We start from the raw sequence: 19,673 nt of genomic DNA, 5'->3' as shown, positions 1-19,673 counted from the left end.
CTGCTGGAACCCTCGCGGCGCGAAGCCTGCGCGTAGTCGACCGGCTGCACCGACGGGGAGGGTAAGGATGAGTTCCCCCCGAACGTCTCGACCGCGGTGCCGTTGCGACGGTCGCGCCAGCGCTATCGCTCCCCTCCTTCCCCCTGCTCGCTACCACCTGAACTGGCGAGTGGGCTGGCTGGGCATCACCCTACCGAATGGTGTCGTGTCGCGCTACCAGCTATTCACCCGGCGACAACGGTCGTCAGCAGGTCAAACCCATCGGCGATGCCGCGCAAGCGCATCCGTGAGCGCTAGCCCGTGACGACCTCGGCGATGACAGGAACCAGTTCGTCGATCAACACCCCGGTCGATTGATCGGTCCACACCTGGAACGCCTGGATGGTCGAGAGTTTGTCGACCACAACGATTTTCGCCGAACTGTTCGCGATACCTGTGGGCAATCCTCGGAAGCCGCCGTTGCCGGCGGCCTTGTCCGTGCGCAGCACGATGACTATCTCGGAATCGATATCCGAGGAATTTCCATTGGGCGACAGTGGGCGCGGCGACTTCTCGTCACCGACGGCCTTGTACTTGGTGCTGTAGCGAAAGCCGATATTGTGGAGGAATTCGGCTTGCGAGCTGGGAGTCAGAACTGCGGTTAGTGTTCCATTTCCGAAATTCAGTGCGGTGATGGTTTTTCCGTCGAACTGCGGATGAGCTTCACGAACATCGGCCAGTTGAGTGCCGCCGGATTTCGATGTATCGGAATTTCGGGTGACGAACAGGAAGGTGCCCGTGGCGACGGCCACCGCGAGGACGAGGGCGAGTACCACCGGCACCAGTAGTCCGCGCGCTCGCGATCGGCTTCCACGGCGGACCGTGGCCACCAGACTCTGGTCAGTGGGTTCCGCCTGACTGTGTTGCGTGATAGGCGCGCCGGATTCGGTCGGATGCCGCACGAGCTGCGAACGCGGATCCGTATTCGGTGGGAGGAAGGGTGTTCCGGCGTCGGTGACCGGTGGGGTATACCAATTCTGTGGATCGGTGGCCGGATACGAGACGGGAGCCCGGAGATGTTGTGCGGCACCGTATAACGCCGCTTCGGCGTCCTGGACGAATTCACGGCAGGTGGGGTAGCGGTCTGCGGGATCCTTGGCCATCACCTTCTCGATCACCTTGTCGAGAGCTGCGGGGAGGCCGGGCCTAACCGCGCTGAGCTTCGGCGGTGGTTCGTGCAGGTGCCCCATCATGACCACGGCGGGTAACGTCGACGGGTACGGATTCTGGCCGGTGAGCAGTCGGAAGAACGCGCAGCCGAGGCTATAGATATCGGAGCGCGGGTCGAGGCTGGAACCGACCAGTTGTTCGGGCGGCGCGTAGGCGACCGTTGCCATGAAATTGCCCGTCGCCGTGAGATCTTGACCGTCGTCCGACGATTTGGCGACACCGAAATCGGTCAGCAGCACGCGCTCCTCATCGGCTCCGTCGGGAGCAGAGATCAGGAAGTTGGCTGGTTTCACATCTCGATGCAGAAGCCCACGCCGATGCGCGTAGTCGAGCCCTTTGCCGACCTCGGAGACGATGCGCAACGCGCGTTCTGGGGGCATCGCCGCAGGCCCTCTCCTGGCCTCCTCCGCGGCGTCGGTGCCGTCGACGTACTGCATGGCTATCCAGAGTTGGCCGTCCTCCTCGCCGCGGTTGTAGACCGCGACGATATTCGGATGGTCGAGTCCGGAGGCGAGATTGGCCTCTCGCTCGAAACGAGCACGGAACTCGGGGTCGGTCGACAGGTCGGAACTGAGCACTTTCAGCGCGTCACGGCGCGGGAGAATCGGATTCTGCGCCAGGTATACCGTGCCCATCCCGCCGCTACCCAAAGTCTGCAGCACCCGGTATCCGCCTACGATCGCGCCGGGCCGCAACGCCATTCGGTCCTCCTCAACGATGTCGAATGCCCGGCATACGAGCCTTCGGGGAGAATCTAGCAAGCCGTCGCTGAGTATTCGACCGCGTAGCGCCGTCCACGCTCCCGTGCTTCGCGTTCGGTCCGTGTGGCGGCGCCACACGATCAGCCGATCGCACTATGCCGCTCATCCGCTTGTCAAAAGGGCGTATTGAGCCGACATTTTCTGATGCAGGTCCGGCAACTGTTTACTCCGAGACTGCACGATGTATCGGTCGACACGCATCATGCACAGATTGCCGACGAGAGTCTGGTTGTCGCCGGAACCGATGTATTCCGCCATACATTCGGTGTTGTCGGTGAGACCGGCGGGGGCATCGACAATCTTGGTGTTCGATTCGAGATCCTTGGACAGCCGCCACTCCTGCCACAGCGCATCAGCGCCCTTCGCGGACCTGCTGCGGAAGACCACGGCGTCGCCGAACGACACGAGATCGATCTCGCTCTTCTCCAACAGCGACAAAGTGTTCTCGGAACTCTGCCGCAACAGCGACAGTGCGCCACGGCCGCCATACAGGCCGTCCGGTTCGGGCCGGAACGGCGATTCGGGATCGCTCGGCAGCGTGCGCCCTAGTAGTCCGGGCGGGTCGAGTGGTATCCGCGAGAGCTCACCCGCTGGTGTCGGCTGGAACTTGTCCAGCAGTGGAATCTGAACGTCGAGCATGCGCTCGACCTGATCTGTGAGCGCGGGCAGGTCGGGGCCGGAGATGTCGTCGACGACCTTGATGAAGATGACGTATCGGTCGTGCACGGTCCAGGATCCGATGGATCCGATGCCCGGCCGCCAGTGCGCGGCGCTATCGGGGTGACGAGTCAGTGTCACCGGTTCGTTGTCGCGGTTGTAGGTGGAATCGTCGTGCTCGAGTGTGGGACCGACCGATTTCGCGGTGGCGGCGTCGGGAAACATGAGGACCGCGATATCGAGTGTGCGCCGAGGGGCCTCGATATCGCCGCCCGTAGACCACGCGTTGACCCATCCGGCGACCAGATCGGCGGCGACGTCATCGAAGGTGTCATTGATAACCAGGTTGCCCAGCGTCTTCCGGTTCAGCACGATATGAGGACGGACGAACCACGCGTCCTCGACATAGGCGGGATCGGCCTCGAAGGGGAGCGCGACGAAATCGCCGAGTCGCTGGGATTCCCGCGCGCGGGCCTGTTTTTCGCTTCTGGCGTTGCCGACGGTACGCGGTCGGCTCTGATAGTTGCCGACGTCGAGCCGCGACATATCCGGCTGGACCCGAACCGGGGTGCCGGATATCTCCGAACCACAGGCCGCGATGCCGATGGCCATAGCTACTGCGGTGGACAACGCGCAGCCGATGCGAATCGGTCGCGATCTCATCGTGCCGACTCCCGTCACTTGAATGCCAGCAGCTTGTACTGGGCTGCGGCCTTTTGACGCATTTCCTGGACGTTCGTGCCGGTGATCCGGGCGACGAACCTGTCATAGGGGATAAAGCATGTCGGGGGGTACCGACTCGAATTCACCTTCTTGTCCTTGGTTTCGAAGCATTCGACAGTGGGCAGGCCGGGCGGGCTCTCCACCTGCTGCCAGCCACGGGAGTTCTGAGCGATCATGGCTGCCATCAGGCGTGCTCCGCCCGCGCTGTCCCGTGCGCGGTATACCTGCGCACCCGAATACGAGACGAGGTCGACGCCGGCGTCTTCGAACGCGATCTTCGAGGACGCCGGACTGGTTTCGTAGTGCAGTGCCGCTCGCCCCGGCAGCACCGTCGACTGGTCGTAGCCTTTCGCCTTCTGACTGTCTTCCAAAGGGAGAGTCCGGCTGAGTAGGCCGTCTACGTCGATCGGCAGAGACCCGAATTGATCCACCGGCGTGGGGGTGTAGCTCTTCAGCGCCTCGACCTGGTTGCCGAGGACCGCGTGCACCGTTTCGATCAGAGGCGCCGGCTCGGCGGGCTCGCTGACCGGATCGTCCATATGTACATAGAGCACCAGAGATTCGTGCACGAGCCACGCGTCGACGTATTTCTTGGTCGGCGACCATTTGGCACGCGCCTGGGGGAAGCCGGTGATCGACACGGACTCACCAGGCAGGTTCTGGGCCTGCCGTTCGGCAAGTCTCCGCCCTGCGGTCTCGGCCGCGCTCGCGTCGGTGAACCGCAGGGTTTGCACGGTGAGCATGCGCCCGAGGAACGGTTGTTTGCGCCGTTCGGCACTGGTGGTCCACCCAGTGATGAACCCCTGGGTGAGTTCGGTGAATTCGGCGGCGTTCATGGAATAGAGGGCGGGCAGCGAGTCCGGCACGACTCGTCGTTCGGGGCTGGAGTACCGCTGGAACGAGAACTTGTCGTCCGACTCGAGGATCAGCGGCGTCGCGCCGCCGATTCTGACGGCTTCCAGCAGCGGTCCATACTTCGGCGCCCGCAACTCCTGCCGTTCGCGTGGAACCGCCTGGTAGTTGCCGGAGTCCAGTTTCGAGAGGTCGACGGCCGGTGTCGGCGACTGCGCGTCACCGCAGCCTGTTGTCGCAGTGACAGCGGCGGTGACAAGGCTGAGTAGCAGGCTGTATCGGACTCGCACGGCTACCTCACTCACTCTTGGCCAGGATCGCATATTGAGCAGCCGCACGCTGATACAGAGGGTGGTCGATCCGGCTGGTCATCGGCGACTTGGACATCACCACGGCGACGTATCGTCCGTAGACCACAGCGCAGAGCCCATCGAATGACCGCACGAGATCCGCTGAATCGAGGCGTAGACAACGAACATCGGGTAACCCCGGTGGTGGATCCAGCACCTCGTCGTTCTTTCCGGCGATGACCAGCGCCGACTGGAGGCGGAACGCGGCAGGCAGATCCCGCGTGCGGTAGACGATTCCGCCGCGTCGGCCGACCAGATCAACGCCGCTTTCCTCGAAGGCCTTCTTCACCTCGACCGGGTTGCGCTCGAAATGCAATTCGCCTGCGGGGGAGTGGGCCCCGAAGTCCTGGTCGAACACGAACGGGTCGCTGTAATCCGGTGCTTTGGGCAGGGCGCGTCGCATGATGCCGTCGGGATCGAGCGGAATATCGAGAATATCGTCCCATGGGGTGGGTTTCAGCTGATCGAGCAGTGTGAACTGGCGGTCGATGGTTGCCTCGATGACGCGCGCGAGGGCACTCTGATCGGGCTGTGGCACACCCGCGTTCGTGATGACGACGAACGGCCCTCGGGCGATGAAGGACACGGCGGTGACATCGTCGGCTGAGGATGCTCGTGCGGCAGGATTGCCCGCGATCGGGATCGCATGCCTGCCAGCCTCCTCGTAGGTGATGCGCTCGAAATCCTCTGCGGCCTTCGTCGCGACCGCGTCGGTCGAGTAGCGCAAGACGGAGACGATCAACTTCTTCCTGCTCCGCAGGTTGTCGTTGATTCGGGAGACATACACTCCGGCCAGCAAATTGTTGTCGACCGTAGCGGGTCGGTACTTGTCTGGAAGCAGTTCGTAGGTGAACGGAGCCTCGGGGTGGGAGAAGAAACGAACATTTCCCGCCACCGACAGCTCTTTGTCGATATCCGCGGGATGTACGAGATATCCGAGCATTCGCCTCGATTCGATCAAATACAGATCGGCAGGCGTACTGAGATCAGGTTCGAATTCCAACGGTTCCGGCGTATACCCCCCGGTCTTCAATGTCGCGACGTCGACCGGTGTCAGTCCAGGTCGCGGGCTTCCGGCGATACTCGCCGAACAACCGGCGGTCACCACGATCGTGGCGGCGAGCAGTGCTCCAGCCCCGACTGAAAATTTCATGTCCCCCCCGTTCGGGCGCGGTCGGTCAGCGTCGCGTCTGGCGAAGCCACCTCGGGCGCTCACTCGGCGCCCTTCCGCTCCCCCCTCCGTTTCCGTACTTCCCGGCGGATCCTACTGCACCGACAGGTCGCACGCCCGCGCCTGGTTCTCAGAGACTATTGGCCAGCAATGCGTACTGCGCCGCCACCTTCTGACGAACGTCCGGCTCCTTATCGCTGGTCACCAACCCGACATACCGTTTGTACGGGACATAGCAGCGGTACTTGAAGTTGCGTTCCAGATCCCCTTGGCTGTTGAGCTGCAGGCATTTGGCGCCGGGCACGTCGGTGGGTGCGGTGATGGGGTCGAAATCGTCGCCGATGGCGCTGATGAGGCCGTCGATGAGTTCTCGGGCCGCGTCGAGATCGCGAACTCGGATGACCGTGCCCGCGTCGACTATCGCGATTTTCTCGACTCCGGTGTCCTGCAACAATTTCTGGATGACGGATTCGTCGTCGGCGGAGTGGATTCCGTGGTTCGGGCCGTAGACGGCGAAGGAGTCGGCGTCGGGGGAGCGGCCCTTGCGGTCGGCGACGGCGACGCGGGCGAGCATTCCTTCCGGGTCGACTTTCAGGGTGTCGAGCTGGTCGACCGGTGTCGGGCGGAAGGTGTCGAGGGCGGGTACCTGCGCGGCGAGGGTGCGGTCGACCCAGTTGAGCAGGTCGGTGCTGTCGGCGCGGGGACGCTGGATGTACAGCGAGATCACGAATTCCCTGTGCGCGTGGAACGCTCCGACATCCGCTACGCCCGGTCGCCAATGCACGTACGCGTCCGGGTATTTGGTCGAGGGCAGTTTGCGATTGTCGGGGGAGACGCTGAGGTCGGCGTCCTCGAGTTCGCGCGCTGCCAGTTTGGCGGAGGCCTCGTCGGGGAAGCGGAGTACAGCGGTGGTCACGATGGTGGCGTCCGCCGGTGGGTGGGTCTCGCCCACCAGGTCGGGTTTGTCGGCGCCGAGCGCGACGAAGCCGGTGACGTATTTGCGGTTGCTGAGCACCGGCGCCGATTCGTCGGCGAGAAAGTCGAGTGCTTCGGCGGCGTCGGCGAGCACCGTGCTGCCGCGGCCGAATTTCAGTGACGAGTCGATCTGGACGGTCGGCACGACGGCGTCGGCCATCCGCATGCCCTCCAGCAGTGGGCCCTTGCCCGAGGAGTCCTGGTCGTAGTCGTGGGCGTCGACCGGGTAGGTGCCGACTTCCAGTTTCCGCACGTCCAATTCCCCGGGAACGGCGGTTCCGGATATGCCGCCGCACGCGCTCAGCACCCCCGTCACCAGCACGCATGTCGCCGCCAGTGCGATGCGCGAAGTCCGAACCATGACAGGCCCCTCGTTCCTCCCGTATATGCCCTCGAAGTTACCGGACCGATGCCGGGGAGAGCGACCGATACCGCCCGATCGCGATCTGCCCGGGCGTGCCGTGGCCGATCGCGACCAACGCGTACTTCACCGCCGGGAGCGCACTACCCTGGTTGGTATGGCGACGACCCCGGCCCGCGTTCGAGGCGGATTCCGTTGAAGGATCGGCAGGTCGAAGTCGTCGTCGGAAATCACGCGGTCGCCCGGGTCGCGGGCGCGGTGGTGCTGGTCGCGCATCGGGGCAGCGAGGAGCTCACCCCGGAATCGCCCACCGCCCTCGCCGTGGAATCGCTGGCCGGACTGGTGCGTGATGCCGTCGAGCAGCAGCCGGAAGGTCCGGGCGCGATCGTGGCGCGTCAGGCGACGCGCTGGTTGATGAAGTACGCGGAGCAGATAAGCCCGGGGGTGCCGATCGATTTCGGCATCCTGTCCTCGGCCGAGGGCGGCGGGATGGCGATCTTCTTGCACGGCGCGGTGACGGCGGTGCTCGAGGATTCCGGTCGCACCGAGCGGTTCCGCGGCAGCGATGCGGCTTTCACCGTCGATCGGGTCGCCTCGATTCCGTCCCGCGCGGTCGCGTTGTTCATCGATGACGCCGATGGCCGTATCCCCGAGTTGCCCGCGGGCCGGGGGATCGGCTGGCTGGTCGAGGGCATCGCGCAGGCGGGGGGCGCGATCGTGTGGTCGGACGGAAGTCGTTCCGGCGGTGGCGAGCACGTCGGGGCGGGCGCGGGTGCGCGACATCCGAGGACGCCGTTGCCGACCGCGCGGATTGATCCCGAACCTCGTCGGCAGCCGCGACCGGAACCGACTCCGGAGCCCACGCCGCATATCACCGCTACCCAGGCGGCGACGTCGATGCTGGATTCGGTGGCCGACCAGCCCGATCCGCATCAGGCGCTGACCCAGCTCGGCGGAACCAATCCGGCGCCACGTCCCGACCCGGATCTGCAGCGCCGTCTGGAGGCGACGGCGAAGGCGACCGCGCTCACCGTCAAAGTGCTGGGATTCAAGTGCGCGCGAGCCCATCCCAGCGATCCCCGTTCCGCGTTCTGCACCGTCTGCGGAATGCCGGTCGACCAGACGCAGCATTTGATCGAGGTGGTCCGACCGCCGCTCGGCATGCTCGTCCTCGATGACGGCATGACCTACATGCTGGCCGCGGACGCGGTGATCGGGCGCGATCCCGAGCATTCCGATGCCGCGCAGCGCGGATTGATCCCTCTGAAAGTGGACGACTCCTCGGGCGGGATGTCACGGGCGCATGCCGAGATCCACCTGGTGAATTGGGATGTGACCGTGGTGGATCGGGGGTCGACCAACGGCACCCGCACCCGACTGCCCGGCTACCGCGACTGGGTCAGGCTCACCCCGAACCAGCCGATGATCCTGGTCCAGGGCACCGAGGTGATGATCGGCAACCGGGTGCTGCGTTACGAGCCCGCCGCGCCCCCGCCGTTCGGCGGCTGACGGGGCCGGTCCTCGGACTACGAATACCTCGATATGCAGGTGTTCTCGCCGTTGAGGACGCCCGCGCGGAAGGCGTCGACGCGGGCGAAACCGCTCGGCACGGTCTTGCCCTGGACGTCGCTGGCCGCCAAACCGTCGGTGAGCAGGCCGGACACCGCCTCGTCGAGGTCACCCGCCGCGAGTGTGATGTCGCCGTCCGCACGTGTGCGATCGGGGTTGGCCAGCTTGCCGGTGACGACGCCTGCCAGGCATGCGGCGCGGAGTCCGGCCTTGGCGCCGACCAGCGATTGGCCGTGTCCGAGTTGCACCGCCAGGGTGTAGCGCGCGATGAACACCACGTAGCCGTTGTAGTCGCCGGTCACTTTCAGCGGCAACGGATTGTCGGCTTCCTCGGTATCGGCGGTCCCGCGCTCGGCCAAGGCGGGAATATCGGTGGCGATGGTGTTGCTCATCGGGCAATAGGACACCGGCTCGGTCGTGACACCGTCGCGGCAGTCGATCTTCGCGCCACTGTAATCGTAGGTCGGGGTGTTCTTCACCGGGAGAATCGCGGCGAGCGCCTTGCTGAGCTCGATCAAAGTGGTCTTGTCGATCGGATACTCGCCGCGGTTGTAGTCGCCGTTGAACGACTGGGGGAGATTGCCGCGCCGCGAATTGATCTCGTCGATGTCGATGCCTCTACAGGCCTCGGCGCCGTCGGTGAAACCGATCTGCACGGCGGTGACCCGCTCGAAGGCCGAGCCGTGCACGCTTTCCGGATCGTCGGGGTCGGAGTCACGGATGGCCACGGTCGCGGCCAGCACCGAGTTCAGGCCATCGGAGGTGTTGATGGTGAAATGCTGAGATTTGCCCTCGGCGGTGTGACGCATGAACGCGCCCGCGAAGCAGTCGGCCTGCTGTTCCTTGACGATCACCGGATCCTTGGAGTCGACGATTTTGGCCATGTTCTGGATCGCGTGGCCGTACTCGTGGGCGAGCACCATGACCACGGCCATTTTGCCGAAGGTCTCCTCCATACTCGGCAACAGCACTTCGCGGTCCCACCCGATGGAATTGTCGAGTCGGCAGTAGGCGGCGTTGACCAGGTGGTAGGTGGTCTCCTTGCAGAACTCCTTGGCCTGACTGCGCGGCGCCTTGGCGTTCCACGACAGCAGTCGGTCCACCGGAACGAATTCGCCGTCGAAGTATTTGGGGTATTCGGCGCGCCAGAACGTCTGGATATCGTCGACGGCGTTGAGGGCGAGGGTGTCCGCGGCCCCGCCGTCGCCGTTGGCCGCGGTGAGAGTGGTGTCGGGAACATTCGCCCGCGGGCCGCTGGGGCCGCTCGTCGTCGGCAGTCCGGCCACCTTGAACGGATCGTCGTAGACCGAAACCGCGCGTCCGGCCACGAGATGTGTGCAGCCCGCCAGCAGCACTGTCGCGCAGAGCAGTGCTGTCATGACCGCGTTCGCCAGGAGTTTCGGCAAGGCTCCCCCTAAGTCGGCCGGTGTAACGTTCGCGTCGGGCGCCGGATCGGGACGAAAAGGCGCGTCGGGGGCACCGCCGATGTCCGGGTGATGGCATAGTATCCGCTGCATGTCTTCACCGGGGGCGCAGACCATCACCGTGCGCCATGATGGAACCGAACGGGTCTTCGATTCGAGTCAGAAGATCACCATGGGCCGCGCACCAGAGGTCACCTTGTTCGTGGACAGTCCACTGGTTTCGCGGGTGCACGCGACTCTCGCCTGGCAGGGGAGCGGCTGGGTTCTCACCGATAACGGCAGTACCAACGGCGTGTTCGTCGACGCGAGGCGGTTGAGTCAGCCGGTATCGGTCGATCGCCCGACCCAGGTTCGGCTCGGCGACGCGATCAGCGGCCCGCTGCTGCATCTGCTGCCTTCGGCGCCGCCAGTTCATCAGCAGCGCCCGATGACGCCTCCCGTCTCGCAGCCGCAGCAGGCGCAGCGGCCGAATTATCAGCATCCGAACCGGCCCGGTACCGGCCAGCCCCAACGCCAGGCGCAGCAGCCTCCGGTGCCGCCGCAGTCGGCGTCGCAGCCACCGATACCGCAGCAGTCCCCGCCCCAGCCGCCCCAGTCCGCGGCGCAGCCGCCGGTTCCCCCGCAGCCGAATTTCAATATGACGACCAAGGCGGACACCTCGGCGCTGCCGCCGTTACGTGCCAGGCCGTCGACCTCGCCGATCGCGCGCGCCGATCGCCTGCCGCCCGGTGGGCTCGCCATCGGCCGCACCACCGACAACCAGATCGTCGTCAACGATCCGCTCGCGTCGCGTAAACACGCCAGGCTGGTCGCCGCCCCGGAGGGGCTGACCATCGAGGACCTCGGGTCCGCCAACGGCACCTTCGTCAACGGCACCCGCCAGCAGCGCACCGTGTTGCGCGAGCGCGACATCGTCACGATCGGCAATGTCGACTTCGTCGTCCAGCAGGGCGCGCTGGCGCATCGGCAGAAGCCCGTCGCCGAGCAGGGTCTGAATGTGCACGGTGTCGGATTCACCGTCGAGAACAACAAACAACTGCTCGTCGACGTGAATATGCAGGCCGGGCGCGGCACCCTGACCGCGCTGATCGGACCGTCCGGCGCGGGCAAGTCGACACTGTCGAAACTCATCGCGGGCAGCACCCAGCCCTCCGGTGGCGTGGTGAGTTTCGAGGGTCGCAACCTGCACGCCGAATACGAGGCCCTGCGTTCCCGGATCGGCATGGTCCCGCAGGACGATGTGCTGCATCGCCAACTCACCGTCCGTCAGGCCCTCGGCTACGCCGCGGAACTACGGCTGCCGCCCGACAACAGCAAGGCCGATCGCCAGAAGGTGATCGACGGTGTGCTGAAGGAACTGTCGCTCACCGAACACGCCGACACCAGGGTCGACCGACTCTCGGGCGGTCAGCGTAAACGCGCGTCGGTAGCGCTCGAACTGCTCACCGGCCCTTCGCTGTTGATTCTGGACGAGCCGACCTCGGGCCTCGACCCGGCGCTGGACCGTCAGGTCATGGTGATGCTGCGCGAACTGGCCGACGCGGGTCGCGTCGTCATCGTGGTGACGCATTCGGTCGCCTGCCTCGATATGTGCGATCAGGTCCTGCTGCTCGCACCGGGCGGCAAGACCGCGTTCTGCGGCCATCCCGCCGGTGTCGGTGGAGCGCTCGGCACCAGCGACTGGGCCGAGATCTTCGCGAATGTGGCGGCCAATCCGGACCAGGCGTTCGCCGCCTATCGGTCCCGTCAGGCATTCACTCCACCGCCGCCTCCCCCCGCGCCCGCCCGAGCGGGGGCAGCGGGCCGTCCGCCGCGCGCCAGCGGTTTCAAACAGTTCTCCACGCTGATGCGCCGACAGGTGCGCCTGATCTTCGCCGATCGGGGGTATCTGACCTTCCTCCTGGTGTTGCCGTTCATTCTCGGCGTGCTTTCGCTGGTTGTTCCCGGCAAGAACGGGTTCACCGCCGGCGGATTGGTCCAGGATCCGGTCAGCGGCGCCATTACCCCCTCCGGTGGCGCCGAGGCCCAGCAACTACTGGTCGTGCTGATACTCGGGGCCTGTTTCATGGGAGCCACTCTCACGGTGCGAGACCTGGTCGGCGAGCGCACCATCTTCTATCGGGAGCGTGCGGTCGGGCTGTTGCCTTCCGCGTACCTGCTGGCCAAGATCGCCATCTTCAGCGTGACGGCCTTCCTACAGGCCGCCGTGCTCGTCGTGATCACGCTGATCGGCAAGAAACCGCCGGGCGCCGGATCGGTGATTCCCTCCGGCAGCGTCGAGCTGTATGTCGATATCGCGCTGACCGCGGTCTGCTGTGTGGTCTTCGGTCTGCTGCTGTCGAGTCTGGCGAAGTCCAGCGAACAGGTCATGCCGATGCTCGTGGTGATGATCATGGTCCAGTTGGTCATGGCGGGCGGACTGATCCCGGTGACCGACCGGCCGGGGCTGGAACAGGCTTCCTGGCTGTTCCCCTCCCGATGGGGTTACGCGGCAGGTGCGTCGACGGTGAACATCAGGGAAATCTTCCTCAACGCGCAACCGGACGGGCTGTGGGATCACACGGCGGGAACCTGGATCCTCGATATCTCGTTGCTGGTGGTGATCACCGTGATACTTGCCGTATTCACCTGGAGCAGGCTGCGATTGAAGAAGTCGACGACGTGAGTGGATTCGATCGGTTCGGCGATGTCGCGATGGCGGGGATCGCGAGCACGACGTTCACGTACCAGGCACACTTATGCCTGTGACGGTGCGAGTAGGGGCAGTGCATCTCGGCTGGGATGTGGTGTCGGTGGCTGCGGGCGGTGCGGGGACACCGATCCGCCCTGTTCAGGTGGAAGGGACGTATACGCCGCCCGCCTATCTGCTGGCCGACTCTTCCGGTCGGTTGCATACCGCCGGTGTGGAGCGGCAACGGCCGGATCTGGGGATGGCCATCGCCGATGTGCGTGACATTCTCGGGCATCCGCAGATCGTGGTCGCGGGCGCGACATGGCCTGCGGAACTGGTGTTTCGCGCGCGGATGTACAACCCGCTCGCGGCCATCGGCCAATACCTGCGCGGCAAGCCCGACGTGGTGGCGCTGCCGTACCCGGACGGCTGGCCGGACGAGAGGATCGACATCTACGCCGAGTTGGTGGAACAACTCGATGTGGCGGTCGAGCCACTGCCGGAAAGTGTGGCGCTGTCGGGTTACGTGCGGGCGCTGGGGTTGGTCCGCGCGCCCGACGATCGCAATCCCAGGGGGGTGGGCGCCACCGGCGTGTACTCCGACGGCCGCACCATGCTCGTCGTCGCGGTGCACGGGGACGACGAGCAGCCGACCGAATCGGTGGACGTCCCGGTCACCGCCGAAGCCATGCGCGACGCGCGCTCGGCCGACAACGTGGTGATCGAGGTGATGGCCGCGGCCCGCGCGATCGGCGCGGACACCTCGACGGTGCTGCTCTGCGGCAATGTGTGCTTCAACGACGCGCTGCGGCTCGCGTTCCAGAACCACCTCGGACACCGATTGCAGGTGGCCGACCATCCCATGCACGCCCTGGTACTCGGGGCCACTCATCTGCTGGTGACCGATGCCGAATCGGCCGCGCCGGAGCCGGGGCATACCGATCCGCCGTCCGCGCGCCACGACGCACCGCCGCCGATGGTGGCGCGCCAGCAGGCCGAGGCCGCGCGGCAGCAGGCGATGCCCGCGCAGCGACCGGTCGAGCCCCCGCAGCGGGCGACCGAACCACGTACACCGCCCGCGGTCGTCTACGGTCCCGGATATCCGACGGTGCCGCCCGAGCCCGCGCCGAGCGAGGAACCGACGACCAGGGTCACCCGTGAGGATTTGTCACGCGGTCTTCCGCCCGATCTCGCCGAACTCGGCAGTCGTTTCACACGGCCGCCGGATGCTCCCGACGAGCAGCGGACCACGCCGCCGTCCGAACCCCGATCGCCCTATCCGACACCGGAGCAGGCTCGTCTCGAGCAGTGGCAGGCCCGCCCGCCCGCCGGTGATGAGGACGACGAGTCCGGCGCCCGCAAGGGCAAGCGGTGGAACAAGATCAGGGACAATCTCTTCGGCGCTCACGCCGTAGTCGGCGCGGTGGTGCTGGCGGTGGTCGCGTTCCCGCAGCATCGGGACGATGTCGAACTGGCGAATTCGTCCGATCCGCTCGCGTGCGCGACGACTCCGTACGTGGGCGCGGAGCCCGGTTCGGGCGTAGCGCGGGCTCGTGACGCCGATTCCGAATGCGCCCAACCGAGCGTGGACAACCTGCGGTTCGTGGTCCCCGGCAGGCCGGGCGCGAGCGATCCCGGGCCACCGGTCGAGATCTGAGGCGATTCTTCGGGAGCCATACCTTCCTGGTATCGTGGCTCGTCGGCGTGCGGCATCACCGAGGCCCGGGTCTCCACCGGCCGCCGGGAACAGCCTCGATCGCGCGCCGTGGCCGGCAACACCGACTACAGACAGGGAAGCACTGTGCCTACGTACAGCCCCAAGGCGGGTGACGTGACCCGTCAGTGGTACGTCATCGACGCCACTGACGTAGTGCTCGGCCGTCTCGCCGTCCAGGCAGCGAATCTGCTGCGTGGCAAGACGAAGCCGACCTACGCCCCGAACTTCGACGGTGGCGATTTCGTCGTCATCATCAACGCCGACAAGGTTGCCATCTCCGGCAACAAGAAGGCGGACAAGCTGATCCACCACCACTCCGGGCATCCGGGCGGCCTCAAGTCGCGCACTGTCGGTCAGGTGTTGGAGAGCCGCCCCGACCGGCTGGTCGAGAAGGCCGTCAAGGGCATGATCCCGAAGAACAAGCTCGGCAACGCGATCGCGAGCAAGCTGAAGGTCTACGCGGGCCCGACGCATCCGCATACCGCTCAGCAGCCCATTCCGTTCGAGATCAAGCAGGTGGCCCAGTGACCGCGCCCGAGGAATACACCGAAGAGGCCGTCGAGGAGACCTTCGACGCCGATGGCACCGTCGAGGTCGTCGAGGAGGAGTACGGCTACGAGGCCGAGCCCGCCACCTACGCCCCGGCCCTCATCGACCGTCCGGTGCAGACCGTCGGCCGTCGTAAGGAAGCCGTCGTCCGCGTGCGGCTGACCCCCGGCTCCGGCAACTTCGTGCTCAACGGCCGCACCATCGAGGATTACTTCCCGAACAAGGTGCACCAGCAGCTGGTCAAGTCCCCGCTGGTGACCGTCGAGCGCACCGAGAACTTCGACATCCACGCCCGCCTCCACGGCGGCGGCCCGTCCGGTCAGGCAGGCGCCCTGCGTCTGGCGATCGCCCGCGCGCTGATCGAGGTCACCCCGGACGATCGCCCCGCCCTGAAGCGGGCGGGCTTCCTGACGCGTGACCCGCGTGCCACCGAGCGCAAGAAGTACGGTCTGAAGAAGGCGCGTAAGGCGCCCCAGTACTCGAAGCGCTGATTTTGGCATCGTCGGCCTCCGTCATCCGGCGCCTTCGGGCTGCCGGTGGCGGTATGGTCGGCGCGGCAGCTGTATGAGAGCAGGTTTCCAGCACCGCTGGTTGCCTGCTCTCGTGCTGTATTCCCGATGAAGGGGAACGAGGGACACGACTATGGGACGTTTGTTCGGCACCGACGGAGTCCGTGGGCTGGCCAATGAGTCGTTGAGTCCGGAGCTGGCGCTCGCGGTTTCGGGAGCGGCGGCGCATATCCTGAGCAGGGGAAAGAAACGGGCGCTCGCCGTCGTCGGCCGCGATCCGCGTGCCTCGGGTGAGATGCTCGAAGCCGCGGTGACCGCGGGGCTGACCGCAGCCGGGGTGCACGTGCTCTCGGTGGGGGTGCTGCCGACGCCCGCCGTCGCCTACCTCACCGGGCTCTACGACGCGTGCCTCGGTGTGATGATCTCCGCCTCGCACAACCCCATGCCGGACAACGGCATCAAGATCTTCGCCGCGGGCGGGCGCAAACTCGATGACGCGGTCGAGAACAAGATCGAGGCGTTGATCGCCGACGGCGCGCCGAATCGGCCGACCGGCGCGGGTATCGGGCGGGTGCTCAATGCCTCCGGCGCACGCGACCACGGTCTGGCCATCCCAGGTCAATACAGCCTCGAGGGCACGCACGAACGGTATGTCGAGCACCTGGTCGAGGCGACCGGGCAGGATCTGACCGGATTGACCGTCGTCCTGGACTGCGCGCACGGCGCGGCATCCGAGGTGGGCCCGGCGGCCTTCCGCGAGGCGGGCGCGACCGTGATCGCCATCAACGCCGAACCCGACGGCCTCAATATCAACGACGGCTGCGGATCCACGCATCTGGAGCAGGTCCAGCACGCGGTACGCGAACACGGAGCCGATCTCGGTCTGGCGCTCGACGGAGACGCCGATCGCTGTCTCGCGGTGGACGCGAGCGGAGAGATCGTCGACGGTGACGCCATCATGGCGATCATCGCCATCGCCATGCGGGAATCGGGTGAACTGGCCGACAACACGCTGGTCGCCACCGTCATGAGTAATCTCGGCCTGCATATCGCGATGCGTGAGGCCGGAATCACGTTGCGCACCACCGCCGTCGGCGACCGTTACGTGCTGGAGGAATTGCGCCGCGGCAACTACACCCTCGGCGGCGAGCAGTCCGGGCATACGGTGCTGCCCCGATTCGGCACCACCGGTGACGGCATCCTCACCGGGCTCACGCTGATGTCGAGGATGGCGCAGACCCACCGCACGCTGTCGGACCTTGCCGCTGTGCTGCAGACCGTGCCGCAGGTGCTGGTGAATGTGCCGGTGACAGATAAATCCCTGGTAGCTCGCGCGCCCGAGGTGCTGGACGCGGTGCGGGAAGCGGAGCGGATTCTCGGGGATTCCGGCCGAGTGCTGTTGCGGCCCAGCGGAACCGAACAACTGGTTCGGGTGATGGTCGAGGCGACCGATCCGGTGCAGGCGCGGCAGTTGGCCGATGATCTGGCCAAGCGTGTCGCTTCGGTGTAGGCCGGGTCTGACGCGTCGCCGGATTTCGGTGTCCGGATGCGGGGCGGATTGCGCCTGGGCTATACGTCACGCCTGACAGACGCATCGATTACGCCTCGAATTGCTTGTGTCGATTCGGCGAGGAGGCGTCGGGGCCTTACCGCCGAACCGGCCGGGTCGCGCTTGCGACCTCGAGGTGTCGCAGAGGCCGTAGCTCTGATTCGTCAGAACGTCGAGTGGGTGACTGTGATCGGCGGCCTCGAGGGTTGCGCGCGGCCTCTTTCGTCTTGTGCATCGAATATGCATCGTTCATCGGCTACCATGGGCTTGCCCCAGGGGATCGCGCGTTCCGCAGCGCGACGCCCGCGAGGGTCGCGCCGTACCGGTAGAAGCTGAGCCGCCCACTGCTGTCGCGGCGCGACCCTCGTGGTCGTCGCGCGAAATGCGTTCTGCGATGACACTTTCCAGTGAAAGAGGTGCGACGGCATGGTCGATATCCGATGACCGTGAGTATCGTGCTGTTCACCCGGGATCTGCGAGTGCACGACAATCCCGCCCTGACCGCCGGATGCCGCGGCGAGCGGGTGGTTCCGCTGTTCGTCCTCGATGAGACGATCCTCTCGGGCCGGGCGGCTACCCCCAATCGTGCCGCCTTCCTGGCCGCCGCCCTCGCCGAACTCGATGGCGAACTGCGGGGAATGGGCGGCCGACTGGTGGTGCGCCGGGGTGTGGTGGCCGAGGAGGTCGATCGGGTCGTCGAGCAGGTCGGCGCGGGCGTCGTGCATATCGCGGCCGATGTCAGCGGATACAGCCGGCGTCGTGAAAGCGCGCTGCGAGAGCGCTTGGCGCGGCGCGGATGTGAGCTGCGTGTGCACGAGGCCTCCATCATGACGGTGGAACCCGAGGCGGTGGCGCCGTCAACAGGTCGTGATCATTTCGCGGTGTTCACACCGTATTTCCGCAGGTGGATAGACGTGCACCGGCGGGCCCCGCTCTCGCGGCCGTCGGCGATGACGTTGCCGAGGATCGCGGCCGGGAACGTGCCGGTGGCGGGCTCGATCTGTGCGGGCGCACCATCGCCCGAACTGGCCGTCGGTGGCGAGACGACGGGGCGCGAACTGCTGCGGCAGTGGCTGGCCGGACCCATCGAGGGCTACGCCGGGCGCAGTGACGACCTCGTCGCGGACGCCACCTCGCACCTGTCGCCGTATCTGCATTTCGGCTGTCTCTCGGCGTCGGAGGTATTGCATCGGACGGATGTGTCCGATGAAGGCGGATTGGCGTTCGCACGCCAATTGGCCTGGCGGGACTTTCATCACCAACTGCTCGCGGCCCGTCCTTCCGTCGCGTGGAAGGACTACCGCGACAGGTCGATCCGGTGGCGCGACGATCCGGGGGCCGTCGAGGCGTGGTGCGACGGCCGCACCGGTTATCCGATCATCGACGCGGGCATGCGCCAATTGCGGGAGCAGGGGTGGATGCCGGGGCGGGCGCGGTTGATAGCGGCCAGTTTCCTGGCGAAATCACTGCGGGTGGACTGGCGGATAGGAGCGGCGCATTTTCTGCGTTGGCTGGTGGACGCGGATATCGCGAATAATCAGCTGAACTGGCAGTGGGTGGCTGGAACGGGCACCGACACCAGGCCGAACCGGGTGTTGAATCCATTGCGGCAAGCCGAACGCTTCGATCCCGACGGCGTGTACGTGCGCAGGTGGGTGCCGGAGGTCGCCGAATTGCCAGGCGCGTCGGCGCATCGGCCCTGGCGTGAAAACAGTAGCACCACAGGCTATCCCGCACCGATCATCGACTGCGTCGGCATGTAGCGCGACCGGGCGATTTCGACGCACGCCGACCGGCCGCACTCGGTATCGCCCTCGGCGAGAGCGTCCGAAGCATCGCCCGATCGCCCCGGTCGCCGTCGGCCCCCCGTGAGGGACCGGCCGGTAATCCACAGGTCCCGAGTTATCCACAGACCTGTTGTTCGCGCAGGTCGGTCCGACGGCGGCGGCGCGGCCGAGGGCCAGACTCGGCCCATGCGACCAGGACTGGAACAGGCACGAGATATGCAATTCGGGGCATTCGCCGTGTGGCAGGTGCTCTGCGAGTACACCAGGGGCGAAATGCGCAGGCTGGTCGACCGCGGGGAGTGGGTGCGGGTCTTCCGCGGCGTCTACCGCGAGGCGGGCACGCCGCCCGTGCCGGAATTGCGGGTGGAAGCCGCGCGATTGACGACCGGGCTCGTATCGGTGACCGCTGCCTACGAGACCGCGGCGCAACTACACGGATTCTCGGTGTCCGACACGCGGACAACACATGTGCTCGGCGCCCGCGCGGCACGGTCGGCGCAGTTGTTCGTCCACCGCGATCACGCCGATGCCGCAGAGCTCGAACTGATCAGGGGAACGCTGACCACCACCGCGGCGCGCACCGCCGTCGACGTCGCAAGGACTACCAGCCCGGCGGTCGCCTCGGCGACGCTGGAAGCTGCTGTCGAGCGGGGTATTTCACTGCGTGAGTTGGCGCAGGAAGTGTGCAGGCACCGCGGGCGGCGCGGGTATGGGCAGGCGGCGGAATTGATCGGCCTGCTGCGTTCGGGAACGCCGGTGGGCGTACTGCCCGGCGCGGAGTGGTTGCGCTGCGTCCCGACGCGGGCGGTCTCGGCCGCCGTCGGCGGCGAGTGAGCCCG

General features: G+C 66.1%; 14 protein-coding genes. 8 read left to right on the top strand and 6 right to left on the bottom strand.

Features of this window, described 5'->3' with window-relative positions:
• Nucleotides 1–293: 293 nt before the first annotated feature.
• From ABZS43_RS08110 to ABZS43_RS08090, 5 genes are all read right to left on the bottom strand, one after another.
• Nucleotides 294–1,910 carry a serine/threonine-protein kinase gene (locus tag ABZS43_RS08110; RefSeq protein WP_355035102.1) on the bottom strand — a complete coding sequence of 539 codons (1,617 nt, stop codon included), beginning with the start codon at nt 1,908–1,910 and terminating at the stop codon, nt 294–296.
• A 162-nt stretch (nt 1,911–2,072) separates the two neighbouring features.
• Nucleotides 2,073–3,290: a hypothetical protein gene (locus tag ABZS43_RS08105; RefSeq protein ID WP_355035101.1), complete on the bottom strand. Its 1,218-nt coding sequence runs from the start codon at nt 3,288–3,290 to the stop codon at nt 2,073–2,075.
• 14 nt (nt 3,291–3,304) lie between these two features.
• Nucleotides 3,305–4,507 carry a hypothetical protein gene (locus ABZS43_RS08100; protein ID WP_355035100.1) on the bottom strand — a complete coding sequence of 401 codons (1,203 nt, stop codon included), beginning with the start codon at nt 4,505–4,507 and terminating at the stop codon, nt 3,305–3,307.
• Nucleotides 4,500–5,705 carry a hypothetical protein gene (locus tag ABZS43_RS08095; RefSeq protein WP_355035099.1) on the bottom strand — a complete coding sequence of 402 codons (1,206 nt, stop codon included), beginning with the start codon at nt 5,703–5,705 and terminating at the stop codon, nt 4,500–4,502. The genes ABZS43_RS08100 and ABZS43_RS08095 overlap by 8 nt, the downstream gene beginning before the upstream one ends.
• A gap of 148 nt (nt 5,706–5,853) precedes the next feature.
• On the bottom strand, nt 5,854–7,059 hold the full coding sequence (locus ABZS43_RS08090; RefSeq protein ID WP_355035098.1) for a hypothetical protein: 1,206 nt from the start codon (nt 7,057–7,059) through the stop codon (nt 5,854–5,856).
• Between the two features lie 195 nt (nt 7,060–7,254).
• Between ABZS43_RS08090 and ABZS43_RS08085 the strand changes: the two genes are divergently transcribed.
• Nucleotides 7,255–8,568, top strand: coding sequence for an FHA domain-containing protein (locus tag ABZS43_RS08085; protein WP_355035097.1), 1,314 nt, complete (start codon nt 7,255–7,257; stop codon nt 8,566–8,568).
• Between the two features lie 17 nt (nt 8,569–8,585).
• Here the strand turns inward: ABZS43_RS08085 and ABZS43_RS08080 are convergent, their stop codons facing one another.
• Nucleotides 8,586–10,007, bottom strand: a complete 1,422-nt coding sequence (locus ABZS43_RS08080) for a metallopeptidase (protein WP_355035226.1) — start codon at nt 10,005–10,007, stop codon at nt 8,586–8,588.
• A 136-nt stretch (nt 10,008–10,143) separates the two neighbouring features.
• Between ABZS43_RS08080 and ABZS43_RS08075 the strand changes: the two genes are divergently transcribed.
• The 7 genes from ABZS43_RS08075 (at nt 10,144) to ABZS43_RS08045 (ending at nt 19,668) form a co-directional block, all read left to right on the top strand.
• Nucleotides 10,144–12,717: an FHA domain-containing protein gene (locus ABZS43_RS08075; RefSeq protein WP_355035096.1), complete on the top strand. Its 2,574-nt coding sequence runs from the start codon at nt 10,144–10,146 to the stop codon at nt 12,715–12,717.
• 73 nt (nt 12,718–12,790) lie between these two features.
• Nucleotides 12,791–14,380 (top strand): hypothetical protein, encoded by a 1,590-nt coding sequence (locus ABZS43_RS08070; RefSeq protein WP_355035095.1) that lies wholly within the window; start codon nt 12,791–12,793, stop codon nt 14,378–14,380.
• Nucleotides 14,381–14,524: 144 nt separating this feature from the next.
• Nucleotides 14,525–14,968: a 50S ribosomal protein L13 gene (gene rplM / locus ABZS43_RS08065; protein WP_355035094.1), complete on the top strand. Its 444-nt coding sequence runs from the start codon at nt 14,525–14,527 to the stop codon at nt 14,966–14,968.
• Nucleotides 14,965–15,480: a 30S ribosomal protein S9 gene (rpsI, locus tag ABZS43_RS08060; protein WP_355035093.1), complete on the top strand. Its 516-nt coding sequence runs from the start codon at nt 14,965–14,967 to the stop codon at nt 15,478–15,480. The genes rplM and rpsI overlap by 4 nt, the downstream gene beginning before the upstream one ends.
• Nucleotides 15,481–15,631: 151 nt before the next feature.
• Nucleotides 15,632–17,008 carry a phosphoglucosamine mutase gene (gene glmM / locus ABZS43_RS08055; RefSeq protein ID WP_355035092.1) on the top strand — a complete coding sequence of 459 codons (1,377 nt, stop codon included), beginning with the start codon at nt 15,632–15,634 and terminating at the stop codon, nt 17,006–17,008.
• Nucleotides 17,009–17,487: 479 nt separating this feature from the next.
• Nucleotides 17,488–18,810 carry a deoxyribodipyrimidine photo-lyase gene (locus ABZS43_RS08050; protein ID WP_355035091.1) on the top strand — a complete coding sequence of 441 codons (1,323 nt, stop codon included), beginning with the start codon at nt 17,488–17,490 and terminating at the stop codon, nt 18,808–18,810.
• A 240-nt stretch (nt 18,811–19,050) separates the two neighbouring features.
• Nucleotides 19,051–19,668, top strand: a complete 618-nt coding sequence (locus tag ABZS43_RS08045) for a hypothetical protein (protein WP_355035090.1) — start codon at nt 19,051–19,053, stop codon at nt 19,666–19,668.
• Nucleotides 19,669–19,673 lie beyond the last annotated feature (5 nt).

Source organism: Nocardia sp. NPDC005366 (assembly GCF_040606855.1).
GTDB lineage: Bacteria > Actinomycetota > Actinomycetes > Mycobacteriales > Mycobacteriaceae > Nocardia.
This window is presented reverse-complemented; position numbering and strand designations above follow the sequence as displayed.